General features: G+C 38.3%; 13 protein-coding genes and 1 pseudogene. 9 read left to right on the forward strand and 5 right to left on the reverse strand.

Annotated features, from left to right (window positions below; all coding sequences use genetic code 11):
• The first annotated feature begins 27 nt into the window (after positions 1–27).
• On the forward strand, positions 28–2,367 hold the full coding sequence (locus J2X69_RS01590) for an outer membrane beta-barrel family protein (RefSeq protein ID WP_310097401.1): 2,340 nt from the start codon (positions 28–30) through the stop codon (positions 2,365–2,367).
• On the opposite strand, the gene J2X69_RS01595 is transcribed toward J2X69_RS01590, so the two are convergent.
• The 4 genes and pseudogenes from J2X69_RS01595 to J2X69_RS01610 form a co-directional block, all read right to left on the reverse strand.
• A complete protein-coding gene (locus J2X69_RS01595; protein ID WP_310097404.1) occupies positions 2,368–2,886 on the reverse strand; it encodes a sigma-70 family RNA polymerase sigma factor in 519 nt (172 codons plus the stop codon). It abuts the gene before it with no gap.
• Positions 2,887–3,470: 584 nt separating this feature from the next.
• On the reverse strand, positions 3,471–4,487 hold the full coding sequence (locus J2X69_RS01600) for an AraC family transcriptional regulator (protein ID WP_310097407.1): 1,017 nt from the start codon (positions 4,485–4,487) through the stop codon (positions 3,471–3,473).
• 192 nt (positions 4,488–4,679) lie between these two features.
• A pseudogene (locus J2X69_RS01605) lies at positions 4,680–4,961 on the reverse strand (IS1595 family transposase); the annotation flags it as partial.
• A 661-nt stretch (positions 4,962–5,622) separates the two neighbouring features.
• Positions 5,623–6,492: an NAD(P)H-binding protein gene (locus J2X69_RS01610; RefSeq protein WP_310097410.1), complete on the reverse strand. Its 870-nt coding sequence runs from the start codon at positions 6,490–6,492 to the stop codon at positions 5,623–5,625.
• Between the two features lie 137 nt (positions 6,493–6,629).
• Here J2X69_RS01610 and J2X69_RS01615 point away from each other — a divergent pair, with 137 nt between their 5' ends.
• The 4 genes from J2X69_RS01615 (at position 6,630) to J2X69_RS01630 (ending at position 8,982) form a co-directional block, all read left to right on the forward strand.
• The gene (locus J2X69_RS01615; RefSeq protein ID WP_310097413.1) at positions 6,630–7,058 is read left to right on the forward strand and encodes a helix-turn-helix domain-containing protein; all 429 of its coding nucleotides are present in this window, start codon (positions 6,630–6,632) and stop codon (positions 7,056–7,058) included.
• 59 nt (positions 7,059–7,117) lie between these two features.
• Positions 7,118–7,486: a nuclear transport factor 2 family protein gene (locus tag J2X69_RS01620; RefSeq protein ID WP_310097415.1), complete on the forward strand. Its 369-nt coding sequence runs from the start codon at positions 7,118–7,120 to the stop codon at positions 7,484–7,486.
• 256 nt (positions 7,487–7,742) lie between these two features.
• Positions 7,743–8,576 carry an SDR family NAD(P)-dependent oxidoreductase gene (locus tag J2X69_RS01625; protein ID WP_310097417.1) on the forward strand — a complete coding sequence of 278 codons (834 nt, stop codon included), beginning with the start codon at positions 7,743–7,745 and terminating at the stop codon, positions 8,574–8,576.
• A 7-nt stretch (positions 8,577–8,583) separates the two neighbouring features.
• Positions 8,584–8,982, forward strand: coding sequence for a hypothetical protein (locus tag J2X69_RS01630; RefSeq protein ID WP_310097419.1), 399 nt, complete (start codon positions 8,584–8,586; stop codon positions 8,980–8,982).
• Between the two features lie 971 nt (positions 8,983–9,953).
• Here the strand turns inward: J2X69_RS01630 and J2X69_RS01635 are convergent.
• Entirely contained in the window at positions 9,954–11,519 is a 1,566-nt protein-coding gene (locus J2X69_RS01635) for a Fic family protein (protein WP_310097421.1), read from the reverse strand.
• 1,370 nt (positions 11,520–12,889) lie between these two features.
• On the opposite strand from J2X69_RS01635, the gene J2X69_RS01640 reads away from it, so the two are divergent.
• The 4 genes from J2X69_RS01640 (at position 12,890) to hxsD (ending at position 17,020) form a co-directional block, all read left to right on the forward strand.
• Entirely contained in the window at positions 12,890–14,734 is a 1,845-nt protein-coding gene (locus J2X69_RS01640) for a hypothetical protein (protein WP_310097423.1), read from the forward strand.
• A 70-nt stretch (positions 14,735–14,804) separates the two neighbouring features.
• Positions 14,805–15,461, forward strand: a complete 657-nt coding sequence (locus tag J2X69_RS01645; RefSeq protein ID WP_310097426.1) for an ion transporter — start codon at positions 14,805–14,807, stop codon at positions 15,459–15,461.
• 590 nt (positions 15,462–16,051) lie between these two features.
• The gene (locus J2X69_RS01650) at positions 16,052–16,645 is read left to right on the forward strand and encodes a peptidoglycan-binding domain-containing protein (RefSeq protein WP_310097428.1); all 594 of its coding nucleotides are present in this window, start codon (positions 16,052–16,054) and stop codon (positions 16,643–16,645) included.
• On the forward strand, positions 16,646–17,020 hold the full coding sequence (hxsD, locus tag J2X69_RS01655) for a His-Xaa-Ser system protein HxsD (RefSeq protein WP_310097431.1): 375 nt from the start codon (positions 16,646–16,648) through the stop codon (positions 17,018–17,020).

Here is a 17,020-nt window from a genome sequence, read left to right on the forward strand (position 1 = left end):
CTTGTACATAAACTAACTGGTAATCCGATGAAAATCACCGTATCATTTCCTTTTATATTCTTCTTTCTTGCATTTCCAATGCTTGTTTTCGCTCAAACATATCAAGTTTCGGGTACTTTAAAAGATGAACAGAACAAAGAAGTTTTAGCTTTTGTGCAGGTAGCTCTTTTTGCCGAAGGAGATGAAACAAACCCCGTAGTCTTCTCTGATTCGGATGAAGAAGGGAATTTTTCTTTGGAAGCACCTCAAGGTACATATATATTTAAAGCGTTCTTCCTGGGTTTTCAGGATCAGATAATCCAAGATGTAAAAGTCTCCGGAAATGTAGAACTGGGAGATATTCTGATGCAAAGTGAAAGTAAGAATCTTGAAGAAGTGATCGTGCGGACTTCAAGAATGCCCGTCAGAACAGGATTGGAAGGGATTGTTATTACACCTGAAAATAACATCGCAAATACCGGAGGTACTCTTCTGGATATTCTTCGAAATACTCCGTCTATTTCTGTAAATGTAGATGGTACGATTGCTCTCAGGGGAAGTACCGGAACCAATATTTTGATTAATGGGCGAAACTCCTCCCTTACCCAAAATCTTGATCAATTGCCGGCGAGTACAATCGAAGAAGTTCGGGTAATCAACAATCCAAATGCAAGATTTGATGCGGAAGCTGAAAGTGGTGTGATAGATATTATTTTGAAAAAAGGTCAGGACCTAGGAACCCACGGCGGAGTGGAAGGTACTTACGGAACTAGAAACAGATCAAATGTTGGGGCAAGATTAAATCACAGAGGAGCCAATTTTAATGTTTTTGGCGGGTATAATTATAGGGATTGGAAAGATGTGGGAACTCAAAGATCAAATCGGGTAATTTTTGAAGAGAAAGAAACTCTGACTCAGAATACAGACAACACTGGTCGCGACAAGGGGCATAATATGAACTATGGAGCTGATTATTATTTTGGAAATAATATCCTTAGCTATGAAGGAATCTATCAATATGGGCAAAATTCCCAGACCAATACGCTATATGCAGTACTGCATCGAATGAGCGAAGCTGGGGAGGAGGATGAATTTGACTATGTGCGAAGAAATAAAGAAGACAATACAAATGAAGTCATAGACAATGCACTGATCTATGAGCATAATTTCAAAGATAAAGGACATTTGCTTCGCTTCACAGCCAGTAATTCATACCAAAATCAGTATAAAACCCAACGTATTGAAATTTTTGGAAACGCGCTAAATCCTTCTCCCGAAAATCTTACAGGACAGGAAAGAGCCTATACAGATGAAGTAAGAAATATTTCAGTATTCCAGTTTGACTACATCAAACCATTTGGAAACGGGAAATTTGAAACAGGCTTGAAGTCCAACATCCGAAAGTTTGATAATGATTATATCTATTTGCGAAAGGATGAAAGCTCACAGGAATTTATAGAGGATCCTACGATAAGCAATCGTTTTCTTTACAAGGATCAGATTCATGCAGGTTACGTGGTGCTTTCGGCGAAAAGGCCAAAGTTTGAATATGGATTGGGGTTAAGGGGTGAATTTACTCAGGTGGATACCTATTTGGAAAATACAGACGAAGAAAATCGCCAGGACTATTTTAATCTTTTCCCAAGCCTACAGACGATGTATAACCTCAACGAGAAGCATTCCCTGAAATTCACTTATAGCCGAAGAATTGACAGACCGAAAGCCTGGAGCTTGAATCCTTTCCCTGACATTACCGATTCCCTGAATATCCAAAGAGGAAATCCAAAGCTACAACCTGAGATGATCAATTCCTTTGAATTTGGTCACTTGGCAAACTATGAAAAATCAAGCCTATCGACGAATTTATTTTATAGAAAAGTTAACGGCCAGTTGGATTTCATCACGTTTTTGAAAGATGGTATCTCCTATACTCAACCTGAAAATCTCCTTTCTTCAAGCTCTTATGGATTGGAGTTCATCGGAACGAGTGAGGTCAATGATTGGTATGCGGTTAACGGTGGGGTTACTGTTTTTAGGATAGCAGTAGATGGATCCAATATCAGCGAAGAGTTTACCAATTCGGGATTTTCTTGGAGCGCAAAACTGACTCAGGATTTTAAGCTTATTTGGGGATTGAATTTCCAATTGGTTGCGAATTATGATTCTCCGGAAATAGAAGCGCAGGGAAAAGATCTTGCCCAGTACTATATGGATGCGAGTCTTCAAAGGTCATTTTTCGGGGACAAGGGGAATTTATCGCTGAGTTTAAGGGACGTTTTCGATACGATGAGATTTGCCGGCAATGCCTTGACAAATTCCTTTTCGCAGGATTTCTATGTTAAAAGGGAAACACGGATTCTCTTGACCACAGCGAGGTTTAACTTTTGATTATAAATATTCCTTTAAACCTTTTCGGAAAGCTATTAGGGCCGTCGAAATATGAAGCTCTACAGTCTTTATGGAAATATTTTTTTTTACGGAAATCTCTTTATAGGTCAATCCTTCATTTCTGGATAGTTGAAAAATATCTCTTGTTTTTTGTTCAAGATTCTCATAGATAATATCAATTTGTTGTAGCAAATCCCATTGTGTATTAGTTTCTGTGAGAATATCTGAATATAAACTATATAAATTATTGTGCTTTTCTCTAGTTTGATTTTTTCGAAAATGGTCAATTATTTTATTTTTGAGTGTTACAATTAAAAACGATTCGATAGCACGATGTGATTTATCTATTTTATGGTAATGTTCCCAAAGCTTTATAAATGTTTCTTGAACAAATTCCTCAGAGGTATAGATGTCATTTAATAGTTTATACGCATAGTTGTATAACCTTTGATAATGCTTATCAAACAGAATGGAGAACTGCGCCTCTTGATCTAAACTGTATGTGGGGGGGGTATTCAAGTTTTTAGAGGTGAATGCTTAGACTCCTATAAAATTTTGAGTATATAATTTGTCTTCATTCACCATCCGATTTTGTCATAATTACTAGAAATTCTTAATTGTTTCATTCAACCGGGGTAAAATTAGACTTGCCTCCATTGAGATCAGAATGAAGTAGGTTCCAAATCCGCTTTCAGTACCAGTTTGTTGCAAGAGTGATTTTAATATTCTGAATATTAGATCATTAAATTTTATTGATTGTATGGTTTTAAAGGTTCTAAATGCGCTTCCCGCACTTAGAAAGCCGCCAACTGTAGAATTTGTGGCTTTTTTTTGTTTTCAGAGGTGTGTGAGGATTTGTCAGTTTTAGCTTAAAAGCTCCGGTAATCCAAAAAAATCGTTGCAGATTGGGCAATACTATTTGAGGCTATCGATTCCAAATAGCCCTAATGAATACTGCCATAATATCAATATTTGGCAATTGTATTTAAGGAAATAATCCGATTTTCATCAGAAAAGTGAAGGCTTCCTTAATTCTAAGAAGTTTTCTGAAAGCGGATTTGGAACATAATTCTTCTATGAAGAATAAGGAGAAAAGGTCATTTCTAAACTACTGAAGGTAATGCCTTTTTAAACTCGCTAGGGGTAACCCCGTATATTTTTTTAAAGGTAGTGTTGAAAGAGGATTTGGATTTGAAACCAACTTCGTTGGCAATGCCCATAATAGAATAATTCTTGAACTTTTCATCCTTGAAACATGCTACAAATTCTTCAGCCCTGCATTTGTTCATGTAGTCCTGAAAATTGGATTTTAAGTACACATTCAAGACTTCAGATAAGTGCTGTCTTGGAATACCCATCTTTTGAGCTACTTGGTTAACCGTTATATTGCTATTAGTAAAAAGCTTCTCTTTATCCATGAGCCTTAAAAACTCCCTTTTATATACCTCTGCTTTGGATTTACTAAGACTTGAAGTTTTATAAGCCATGGTATCAGCCTTTGGCAGTATAGATTTTGGTGATACAACAAGCTTAAATAAAATCATGTAGAGAAGTATTGCTGATAATCCAATAATGCCATAGGTTTCTAGGAAGGGAAAATAATCATAGTTTTTTATTTTAATAAATGAAATTTCCTCAATTAAGTTCATTAAAGCATAAGGTACTATAAAAAATAGCATCCATTTTTCCTTTTTGTTTTTGATGATATCATAGATGGTATAACCTAAATAAACTAATAGCGTTACGCCTGCCAAAATTTCTCCAATCATTAACCATATGTTCTTACCTAAGATGTCTTCTGCGATTTGAAGAGTAATAAAAAATAAATACGGAATAAAATAAAGAAAATCTCTAAGTTGAAATTTATCTTGTTTAGAATTGTGATACTTTATAAGCAAAAAGAACAGTGTAATGATCAATGGAGATTGGAAAAAATACCAATTAGCATTGGAAAAAAACAGGTTAAAATCATCATCTCCGACAATGTTCAAAAGCAATGCAATAATTGACCCTAGAAGCAGTAAGAAATTTACCCGCTTGTAACTTTCTTGTTTAACGATCAGAACACTTAAAAGAAACAAGCCCTGAATAAGGGCGATTATTTGAATTATTTCTAACATAAATAACAGAATAGAGGTTTTCGCTTAGGTTTACACTAGACTTTTGATGTACATTTTATCAGAACTTACCCAAGAAAATGTTGTCCTGATACAGGATTTAACCTAGTGGATTGCTGTGTGCAACGCTTTAAAGTTCTGCCATATCTCCTTCCTGCCTGAAGGGCTGACATTCCCATGGTGGTTGTAGCCATTTGACTCCGTCGAATCTTCGATTTCAAAACAGATAGGAAAGGCCCTTAGAAGCCCAAACTTCATCACCTTGTGAAACAGGGTATAAGCACCGGGAGATTCTGTATCATTACACTTGTTACAAGTCCTTGAAAAACCCTTGCGGATCTGACTGCTGTGATGACCACATTTTCTAAAAGTATAACCAGAAGTCCATTTCACTTCACTCAGATATTTTTTGCAATGCAAGTCGCTTTGGAAGCGTCCAGCAAACTCTACAATGTTCTGTCCTTTAAAAATGTCCATTTATTCCGTTTTTGAATAGATAAATTTATGAATTTAGGTGACTAACTCTGTGAAAGTATTGACACAATTTTCAGATTGATATATTAGGCCCGCAAATCCGCCAAAGCTCGATTTTTCATTTGTCTTTGATACGGACTAAAATATCGGTTTCGCTGATTTTCGGATCTACAACTTCTTCTAACCTTATTCCAAAGTCATTTAACCCGAATTATGCATTAGGTTTCGTTATGAAGATATTAATTGCAAGAAAATCAGGCTGTTTGGAGACTGAGTCATAGCACCGCTATGGTGAAGTTGAAAACAGCAATGTAATGGCTGATTTTGAAGCAATTAATGGCTGTAATAGAATTGCTAATGCATATTTCGGGTTTAAGGTGCTTTTCTGACGATAAACCAATGCCTTCATAAAAAATGGTATTAGATATTAAATTGTGTAACTAAATAAGTTCAGTTCAGATAATGCTTTCCCAACATCGGTTATCCGACCCGCCTGTTCCAAATTGCCAAGGTCAACCACCTTAAATCCTAAGTCTTTTATTATTTTCCCCAACGGTTTCATTGGCAGGGGGGTAGTCCTCTGAAATAAAGCTGACACGTTTAAATCGAAGTAGCTGAAAACATATATTCTCTGCCGCTTAGACTATTATAACTTGTAAATATCCTAAGCTAAAGTTGTTTCCATGAGCTCTCTGAAAGTTTTTGTCTTTCTACCTAATAACCGCTCCAAATCACCTGATTGATATTCGAATTCACCTCCTTCAATTGCCAGTACCCAACCCGTTATAAATTCAGCCACGTGGCGAGCGACTCCTTGGGCAACTATCCCATCAATATATTCTTCTGCTCTAATGGCGGTAAAAGAAACAGATTGTCCTTTTATTTCCGTAAGAATATTCGCTATGTCGGAAAACGAAACAGCATGGGAGCCACCCAATGAATAGGTTTTATTTTCGTGTCCCGGAGTAGAAAGTATTTCAGCGTGGGCTTCCGCCAATTCATCTCTTGTTGCAGGTGCCATTTTTCCATGGTTTGCCGGAACTTTTATTCCACTTTCATAAGGATTGGGACCATAGTAGAAGGATAAAAGGTCGGCAAAAGGCGGGTGGTATAAAATAGTGTAATCAAGTCCTGAGGATTTAAGTACCTGTTCTGTAAAAAGGTCCGACTCCGTAACTTCGGGCATAATACGTCCCGAACCTTCTTTACGCATAATCGACATATACACCACGTGCTTAACACCAGCTTGACGGGCAGCGGTAATTGCATTATAATGTTGGGTAGATCGGTCTGTAAAAGCAATGGCACTCGTTAGCATGACTTTGTCAACACCTTCAAATGCATGTAGTAAGGAATTATAATCAAAATAATCACCTACACGAACTTCTACGCCTTTCGCCGTTAAGTCTTCCAGGCTTTCTTTTTTCCTGGAGAGACCGATAAGTTGACTTGCAGGAATACCTTTCTTTAACAAATGCTCAACTGTACTTTTTCCGACTACTCCTGTAGTTCCAGTCACTAAAATTTTTGTCATGATGTACTATTTTTCTTATCTCAAATGATTAAATTTGCTTTTCATTTGCAAGTAAAAATAAGATTAATTACTTGCAAAACGCAAGTGTAAAATTACTTAGTCACTTTTAATATGCAAGTAAAAAAAATATAAAATTTATGAAAGCAACTGAAATGCGATCCGATTGCCCAATAAGTTCATCATTGGATATTTTCGGAGACAGATGGTCATTATTGATAGTGAGGGATCTAATGCTATATAAATCAAGAACTTATGGAGATTTTACAAAATCTTCGGAAAAAATAGCAACGAATATATTAGCGAATAGATTACAGGTGCTGGAGAACAATGGAATAATTATCAAAGCGCCATATCCGGACAATAAGGTAAAAGGACTGTATAGGCTTAGCCCAAAAGGGGTTGATTTAATACCTGCTTTAATTGAACTAGCTCTTTGGGGAGGGAAGTATTTAGCCGACTCGGATGAATCTTCGCCTTTTCTCAAAGAAGTTAAAAAGAACAAAACAAAATTTCTGAAAAAGATCATGGATGACCTATTGGCTAATGATGAGGCGAATATCGATTAAGCTGGTTGTTAATTTTACTATTTTAGGAAAGCCTTAATCGTAAATGCAGAATACTACTTATGACAGAAACCAATAAAATAATTCTACAGAAAGCAAATGAAGCTGTTTCTAAAGGTAATTATGAAGAATTTCTTCAATACTGCACCGATGATACCAAATGGATATTTGTAGGTGACCAGATTCTAAATGGAAAAGAAGCGGTCCGAAAATGGATGTCTAATGAATATATTGAACCGCCACAAAATGAGGTTAAAAATTTGATTGCCGAGAATGATTATCTTACGGCAATTGGTCAAATCGCAGTGATGAACGAAAACGGAGAAAGCATTAGATACTCTTACTGTGATGTATGGAGATTTCGTGACGGAAAAATGGCTGAGCTAATGGCTTTTGTAATCGGGGACAAGGATCTGAAAGACCACAAATAAATAAGCAGGACTTTTAAGCAAGTGTTGGTCTGCTCAAAACAAAGAAATTGCCGGCAAAAATGAGTCAGTATGTATGTTTATTGTGGCAAATCAGGAAAGGGTAAAGGAAATACTGAGGTGCCCGGATATGGCCAGTGGCTGTGCACCCCGCTAGCGGTCATAAAATCAACTGTAAACCTGAATTTAAATACGTTTATCCTTGATTTGAAAACTTTATAAATCTATGTGCCCTGTAGTTTTGTAAAAAACAAATATTATGAATAAAGAGAAAGTATGGTTTATTACAGGAGCGTCCAAAGGCATGGGGCTTGAAATTACAAAAGCAGTTTTAAACAACGGAGGGAAAGTAATTGCAACTTCCAGAAATAAGGATACGTTTTTAGAAAAAATCATGGGTTTTAACGGTAATCTACTTCCTGTAATGTTGGACATCACCAATGAAAAAGATGTTGAAGATGCTATTTCGAAAGGCATAGAAACATTTGGTCAAATAGATGTCTTGGTCAATAACGCAGGCTATAACCTATTAGGAAATATCGAAGAACTAAGTGATACCGAGTTTAGGAAAACAATGAACGTAAATGTTTTTGCAATGGCCAGTATCATTAGGAAAGTCTTGCCACATTTACGTAGGCAAAAATCCGGACATATCATCAATACTGCATCTATGATGGGCTATATGGGTTATGCCGGCAATGGAAGCTATAATGCATCAAAATTTGCTGTTATCGGACTATCAGAGGCTCTAGCCCAAGAAGTCGCGCCTTTTGGGATAAAAGTAACGATTCTTGCACCGGGAACATTTCGGACAAACTTTATGAGCGAGGACAGTCTGAATGTTGCTAAAAATAAAATTGACGCCTATAATTTAGATAAACAGGTTGAACAATTTACGGGATTTGATGGCAAACAATTAGGTGATCCTGAAAAATTAGCAGAAGTATTACTTAAGATTACTGAAATGTCTAATCCGCCTTTACATCTTCCATTAGGTTCAGATAGTTATAACGCTATTTTAGAAGTGCGCAAAAATGAAGCAAAAGAAATGGAAGAATGGAAATCCTTATCTTTATCTACCGATTTTGAATAATTAAATTGTGAAGAAAGCTGCTCCATATAGAATTGAGTCTATATCTGGACTTCACCGATTATTCGGCCTGCCAAAACCCCATCATCCGTTGATAAGCGTGATTGATTTTGAGCTTCTGAAATTCGATACTAACAAAATTTGGAGCAGCTTTTTCTATTGTTTCGGTGATAATCCGAGAGACATTCCCGGACACCTATCTGGAATCATCAAGCAAGGTCAGGGGCACAGATCTCAATCCAATGGACATTATTTTAATGAATTAGTCCACTGGATTACTTCTATTGGATATGCCAAAAACAGAATTCATTCAGAGCCTAAAGACCGAAGTTTCTTCACATCCGAGAAGGGGTATTTGGGACATTGTACGCAGTATGCTAAAAATACGATGACATTGATGAAATATTGACCGGATTGAATTAGTAAAAGAATAAGATAGGACGTGAATCTTCGGGGGAGGCAGGTAAATCACTTGATAATGATGGGTAGTTTTGTAGGCCGACTGGTATACACTACATTTCCTTCACATTTTCTCCCCTTTTCTCCCCTTTTCCTAAAATAGAGGTAGTTCATAGAACAGATTCTTCCGGTTTTCTCCCTTTCTTGTAATGACCTTTTAGTAGACTTGTCCCGCGATTGAAAGGATGGGGGAGAACGGACAGCCAATTTTTAGAACCCATCCGGGCTTAAGTTAGGAAATCCATTTAATACTGAATCCGATAGTAAAATGATAGCAGAACCAATCGCCTCCTCTTCCAAGAGTAGAATGAGATGAGGCAGTAAACCCAATTGCAAATTGGAAATGATAGCAGGGTGGGATTAGCAACCAGATAATAAGTAGGATTAGCCCGATAAAAATAAAGGCACAAATCCCTCAAAATTGGATTTGTGCCGTCAGGTGGAGCTGGCGATACAGAAGTCGAAACATTTTGAGGAGGATTTAGAACTGTTGGTTAGGCTGTTCAGGCACCTTTAATCATCTTTTTCAACTGAATAAATCTATCTAACCAAATTTCAGACCATGGTTCTTGAAATAACTAACTGGGAATTTTTATAAGTCCATTGCTCTGGCAAACAGGAATCAATTTTATCGCAGGCTCTATTATTCAACAGAAAATGAAATTAGATTTTGAAAAGGAATTTGGATTGAGATTCTGATCAATTACAAATTGAAAAGTATAGTAGGATGGAATTGCAAATCCTATCCAGTCAAGGCGGATAATTTGATTTCTCCCAGTGGATGGATAATACGGTTCGAATGATGCCACGTTGGATCTACCTTCTGAAATAACTCAACTGTATCTTATTATTTTGGTTTATTACGGTTCAAATAGTGCCACTTTAAGACATTAAAGAAATAGTTGGCCACCGTTAGTGTTGCTAACTGGTTTTGTCAGGTATTTGTGCCTGGTGATTACCTTGAAGCCTGTCTTCCACCAAAACTGCAATAAACCTTGCAAATGTCTCTATATCCTGATCCACGCTGGCCTTTTCAAGGGCCTGCATATATTCCTCTCGCCGTTCTACCGGAATAACCGTCCATGGATATCCTCCCGATGCCAACATGACATTCATTAGGAAGCGTCCTATTCGGCCATTTCCATCCATGTATGGGTGAATGAAGACAAACACAAAATGCCCTAAAACTGCACGAACTGAAGCTTCAGACTCTTCTTCCAATAGTTCAAATACTATGGGCATAGCATCCCTCATGGCATCCGCACTAGGGGGAACATGCTTGGAGTTGCCTATATAAACCTGATAGTTACGATAACCGGACAAATCGGATTCTTTCAGTAGACCTGCAGCTACGCTCGGATCAAATAATTGCCGGAACCATTTTGAATGGTCCATATCTGCCTGTGTTCCGGCATTGGCCCCCGCCAGTATAGCATTGATGCTTGCCTTAACGGATTGGAAGGCCAGATAATATCCTCTTGCGGCCATTGCATCGACTTGTTTGCGGTCTTCGCTATTTTCCTTTGAGTTCCACTGGCCAGAGCTGACTTTTTCAATAAGTTCAGGACTTACCCTGTAACGTTCAATCGATAGGGAATGGTAGGCATCTGTTACATAGATGTCTTCTATATCCTTCATAAATTCTTTATCGTCCACTTTGATGCCCGGTGCCTTTGGGAAGTTTGTTATGACTACTTCACGCATCTGTTGCCACATCAAACGAATACGGTTGGCATAAGGGGAACGTTCTCTTGAGGAAAGTTTTAAATTTAGCTTGAATTCAAATGGGTCATCCTCCCGGATATCATAGTCCGCTTGTTTAAATGTTTCCATGATCTGATCGGCTATCTTATCTCTTCCAATGTTTCGAAAAGCACCTGTGAGTCGCCCGGCAAGTGTGGTATGTCCGTTGTCCAACAGTATGGGCAACAGTTCCGAGGCATCCCTTATCATTGATAGTCCCGTCCGGGCATCTATGGCATGTGTGGTATATAGTGAAGCTCCTGCATATATTAATGAAGACGGTAGATTATACATTCGAATGTTTTTTTCACTGACCATCTGATCTGATGGAGGTAATTTGGTCTTAAGGTTAAATATTGAGGTATTGTAGGGCAAAGGCGTTGGTTTGTTGTTACCATCAGTAGATCTTATAAGCAATTGCTTGGGAACTGTTCGGTTTCCGGCATGGAAAAACAAGGATTGGTCAGCAGTGAGGCACCAGTTTTTGCCATATTTTCGATCTAGAAACTGAGCAATAAACTCCCAATATGAGCTGTACCAAGCGGTTGTTTCTCCATCTTTTTCATTTGGGGAAGTTACTATATACCATCCCTTTGCTACCTCTCTGATAAAGCCATTTTTCACTAGTAGCTGGCGGTGTTTTGCTTTGGGAATGTCTTCTGTATGAATACCCACTACTCCTTTGTTCTGTAATCCCTTCAGTAAGGTCAGCGCTTCAACGAATCGTTCTCTTGGGGTTGCCATAATTTTTCTCATTTCTGAAATTATGCGGACTATACTTAGCTTTTCTTAATGTGGTAATCTTAGTAAAATCAAATGTACTGAAATTAGTAAACATAATTGTGCTAAAATTAGCAAATGCGGATGTGTCAATTTTAGTATATGAAGATGATTATTCCGGAATATTGGAGTTGCAGCCTTGTTAGGAATGAAATTTGGGAATCAACAAACCAAATTGGAGAGGTGGAGATACGATCGCCTGTTTGTATCCCCGGTAGGTAAAAATAAGGTGAATAATTGGAGTAATGTTCACTATAGGCTTAATAGATAGTTGAAAGCAGGTAAGAAAAAAGCCTTCAGGATTTGGTGTGCCCCAAAAATTGGACCGGCTGGAAAGTCAGTTGATTTTGAAACTCACAAGTAAATTTTGTTTTCATTTCGGGAAATAGAGAAAGGTCTTTTAAATACTTTTTTGATTTCATTTTTTTTATATGAAGTTCAATTTTTCGTGCCTGACTTAGTGTTTCACATTCCATTGAAAGGAAAAGAACCAAATCATTTGCCTTCTTTTATAGTTCCCCTTGATCTTGGTCCCGGGTGATTATGCAATTGTTAATCAAGAAATTAGAGGTTATTCCGTGGAGCTGTCGAGATTCGAACTCGCGTGCTGTGATTCTACTAGTAAAGTACTGATTTATTCACTTGTTTATGATTTTTTCTAAGGAGTTCATGAATCTCCTGATGGTCGATTTGGAAAGCAAATCACAACAAAGACATGCGGTGAATAGAACTACCTGTTTCGTTTTTTGGGAAAATGGCCACAGTGGAATACAGATAATTCTGTAAACCACCTGAAAAACACTGCATTTATTTCACTTTTTTTTCGTTTTCATGAAAAATACCCTAGGGCCGACTGTTAAGAAAATGTCCTGTGGACATTTTTAAGGAGGAGCCAGCCTGCAGGGGAGGAGGGACGAGCGTTAAAAATCTCTTCGGTGAAGATATTTAGCGAAGGAGCCAGCCTGCGCGCTGGTTTCCTATCATTTTATTCCCTTTCTTGCTCTTATTCTTTATTACCAGAAAGCACAGCCAACTTTTAGCGCCCATCCGGGCATAAATCCGGAGAATCTCTCAAGCTAGTGGAAGTACTAGCTTTATTAATATACCTTACAATTGCCTCCTCTTTAAGAAGAGCCTGTCCCGATGAGCAAAGCGATATCGGGAAGGATGGGAGGAGGTAGAACAGCCAACTTTTATAGCACCCGTCCGGGCTTAAATCCGGGCAGTCTCCGCAAGTTTACCAAACTGCAACTTCTTAAGTTTTGATCCGCTCTTGTCTTGGATCCATTCTTTTAGTGGAAAGCTCATTTTTAAACCCTTAGAACCTCCAAGTTATGAAACTTGAAAAAATCCTGGATAAGCTCAGTTCCATCGAGAAAAACTCCTTTATCAAAATCATTGACAACATCATCTCCAAAAGCAAGGACAAGAGTAAAGAGATTGAGAAAATCCTCGCACCGGCCAACAAAGGACTCAAGACTGCGGACAACCAAAATATCTCGAAAATTTTTGACCTGACTGCGGATGAGTTTACTGAATATGTACAATGCGAGTTTCAGGAAGTAAACTCCCAGCTCGATATCCTCATCGATATTATTATCCGGGATGGCAACTGTATCATGCGGCAGGATTGGTTTTCACGGCTCTATGAAGCCGAGATCAAAGTGCTCAATACGAAAATCAAAACCTTGTCCGAAGATTTTAAAGACAACAAGTCGGAACTGACTGCTGAGCGTAAAAGGGATTACAGAATCTATCAGGCCTGTTTGTCCACGGCTTTTTTTAACGATGTGGCCAATAACAGAGAGGCCAAAATTACGGCTGATGAACTCACCATCATTCTTACACTCTCCAAGGAACTGGGCTTGTCCCAGGAAGAAATCAAACTGATTAATTATTCCATCCTTGGAGTGAAAAAAAGGGATGTGCAGGAGGTAATCACCAACCTTAAAAATATCGGAGTTGTTTTCTATTCCAAGAAAGAAAATACCCTGTTTGTTGCAGATGAAATGGTACGTCTGTTACGAAAGGTCCGTAACAAAGAAGTTGCGGATAAGTTCTATAGACGTACCCTGAAGCTTCTTCGTGAACCTGTCATCAATTCCATCGCCAAAAACCATAATCTTGACAGAAAGCTTTCCTATTCACAGAAAATCGAAGGCATTACCCAAGCAGGTATCTCCTTTACAGAGTTGCTGCTGAATGATATATATAAGGACGGCACCACGTTGACCGAAAAGAAAAAGACGCTCAATGAATTATGTGAGAAAGGGCTACAGATCCCAAACCTGAGAGGGAGTACCCTTCAGGAAAAAATAGACAGTCTGATCCAGTATTTTGAGGGAGTGGAAAAAGACGAAAAAGTAGGCATCTCCGTGGATGGATATGACAAGCTTTTGACTGACCTCCATCAGTCCATTCCAGTCCTGAACAAAGCGATAAAGGAGCACTTCGAACTTCAGGATGAATACGTACTGGATGCGGAATTTTTATTGGACTACAATATCAAGCCCCGGGATATACTCGACTTGATAGAGAAGACCGACCTCGACAAGTTCAAGAAGGACCATGGGGTAAAGCAGCGGGGTGATGATATTCTTAATATTCTGGAGCATTACAAGGACGTCGAGAACCTCTACTTGGAGAATTACGAAAATGTAGGCTACCGCAACTACAATCAGCTGAAAGAAAACGGGATTCAGATCCGGGAGAGTGAGCTGGGGGTGAAATTCGAAGAATTGACCAAAGTGATTTTTAAAGGTTTGGGTTTCAATGTGGATGAGAAGTACCGGCAGGAGCTGAACACCCAGAAAGACCTTATGGATATACTGATCAATCTGGGCAACGGGGAAGTGATCATCGTCGAGTGCAAGACCAGTAAGGAAAGTGGATACAATAAGTTCAGTACAGTGTCCCGCCAACTGAAATCTTATCAGAATATAGCACTGAAAAACAACCTCAGAATCGTAAAAATCCTGCTGGTGGCTCCCGAGTTCAGCGATGATTTTGTCACAGACTGTGAGATGGACGTGGACATGAACCTCTCCCTGCTGACGGCGGCTTCCCTGCGGTCGATTTATGAAGCATTCAAAAGCTCAAAGTACATGACCTTCCCCCATGTGCTCTTTCGGGACGTAGTGATTAATCAGGAGCGAATTGTAAAGGCACTGAGTAAGTGAATTGGCTTGTAGTATAAATTTTTAGGAATTTGTGATTCTGCTATGATGGCAGTTCTAATTGATTGATAAAATGGCAAAAAACTTTAGGTTAAAAAACCTACCCGCTAAAGTCCGTTTTTTGGATGTCTTGGTGATTTTTTTATCCATCTATTTATTGGGTGCGCTGCTGGTCGATGTGTTTTTTCACCTTCCACCGGAGACATCATCACTGCTGCAGATTTTTGACTTTGTGATTTGTGCAGTGTTTTTTCTTGATTTTTGTATCCGGTTTTATCAGGCAGAGAACAAGCTGAAGTTTATGAAATGGGGCTGGGTGGATCTAGTCGCCAGTATTCCCATGGTTGACTTTTTGAGGATGGGCAGATTAGTCAGAGTGATCAGAATACTGAGAATTATCAAGGCCTTCAAAAGTATCAAGGCTTTTATGGATAGCTTCTTTGTGAATAAGGCAGAGGGAACTCTGAATTCAGCTTTGATTATAGCGTGTATGATGGTCATATTTTCATCCATTGTCATTTTGCAGGTAGAGAATGACCCAAGTAGTAATATCACTACAGCAGGGGATGCACTATGGTGGGCGTTTGTCACCATTACCACAGTAGGATATGGGGATCTTTATCCGGTTACCCTCGAAGGGAGATTAGTCGCTGTTATTTTAATGACTACGGGTGTGGGTTTATTTGGGACATTTACTGCATTTGTGGCTAGCTGGTTTGTGAAAGAGTGAGAAATTGAGGTGCCTAAGGAAGATGACAGGCTTAAATGAGATTTGTCAGTGATTTTCTGGCTTTTTACAAGTTTAAGACACTTCTTTTCATGCAATGCCTAAATGTATCCTGAGCCCAGCATTGACTGGGATTCTTCCATTTTATTGTCTTTCTTGCAGATGCCATTTAATTGTAGAAAACAACTAGCCAACTTTTATCATCTTTCTGGATATACCCCCAGAATCTAAGGAGTATTTGATTTGATAGTTCAATGATACCAGAACCTATTCCTCCTTTTTAATACCTGTTCTGAAATCACCATTCGGTTAGTCTTTCCTAAGAAGTGCAGCGATTCGGGAGAATGGGAGGAGATAGAAAAACCAACTGTTGCAGTGTTCTTCCAGGCTTGAATCTGGAGCTAGTTTAGTGAATTTGTCCTGTATTACTACTGATTCCCTGTTTCTACACAACCTCTGTGAAAGATTTAGATGTGAAAGTGAATCTCGTGCAGTTTATTAAAACTAAAAATACTGATGTAGAAGGGTTTAATACGGTTTGCTTAATTAAGTAAACCCATTATTATATTAATGTTATATCATACGTAGTTTATATGAAATTTCTTCAAAGCCTTATAAGGAAAGTGGTGTTAAGTTCAGTTGCAGCGTCTTCATCAAGCTTAGCGCTTGGAGGGGATCTTAATCTGGAAGATGATCTAAATAATAATCAAAATTTTAATGGGTTAGCTTTCAATAATGAAAATGAAAACCAACCTAAGCTTCTACTGAAATTTAAAGGTAATGATTCTTGGAGCATTAATTCCCATAGAAGCCATAGATCACATAGTTCCCATAGATCACATTATTCCTCAAGTTCATCGGGGTCAAGTTCATCAGGATCCTCAACGTCATCTTCAAGTTCTTCCTCGAGTTCACTGGGTATTAGATCGGCCACACCCACTAATAGCGTTCTGGGAAGTAGGTCTTTGAAGTTAGGAGATGTTGGAGCAGATGTCACACAGTTGATTAATCTATTATTGAAAAAGAAATATCTTGTTATGGAAGACGGATCAATATCAGTTAGTGGAATACTGACATTCGATAAAATTATAGAAGATGCCGTAAAGCAATTTCAGACAGATAATAATCAAAAACCTGATGGGATAGTAGGACCAAGCACGCTTTATCTTTTAAAATCTGAAAAGTAAATGGACGTATCAAGAATGGATGAGTCAACAATTAAGGTTTTGATTGACGCAAACCTTTATGATTTAGGGGTGGTACAAAAGACTTTTTATTGGTATTTGAAAGATTATGCTGTTACGGTTAAACCAATCCCGGAGAATAATATTCAGATTGTCCTTCAAAAATTGGAGGTTCCTCTTACCAATTCGGATATAGAGAACCTTATCATTAGGATGAAGCAGGATTTGTTTGATTTTACGCTCAGAAACAGAATCCACCTAGAAACCAAGAATGTTAGAGACTTAATTATAGCCAAAGCTTTTTCCAACTCAGACGAATTTGATGAAATACCTCCGGGTACTTTGAGAGATACCGTTGATGAGAATAAATTTAACTGA

The organism is Algoriphagus sp. 4150 (assembly GCF_031457395.1).
Lineage (GTDB): Bacteria > Bacteroidota > Bacteroidia > Cytophagales > Cyclobacteriaceae > Algoriphagus.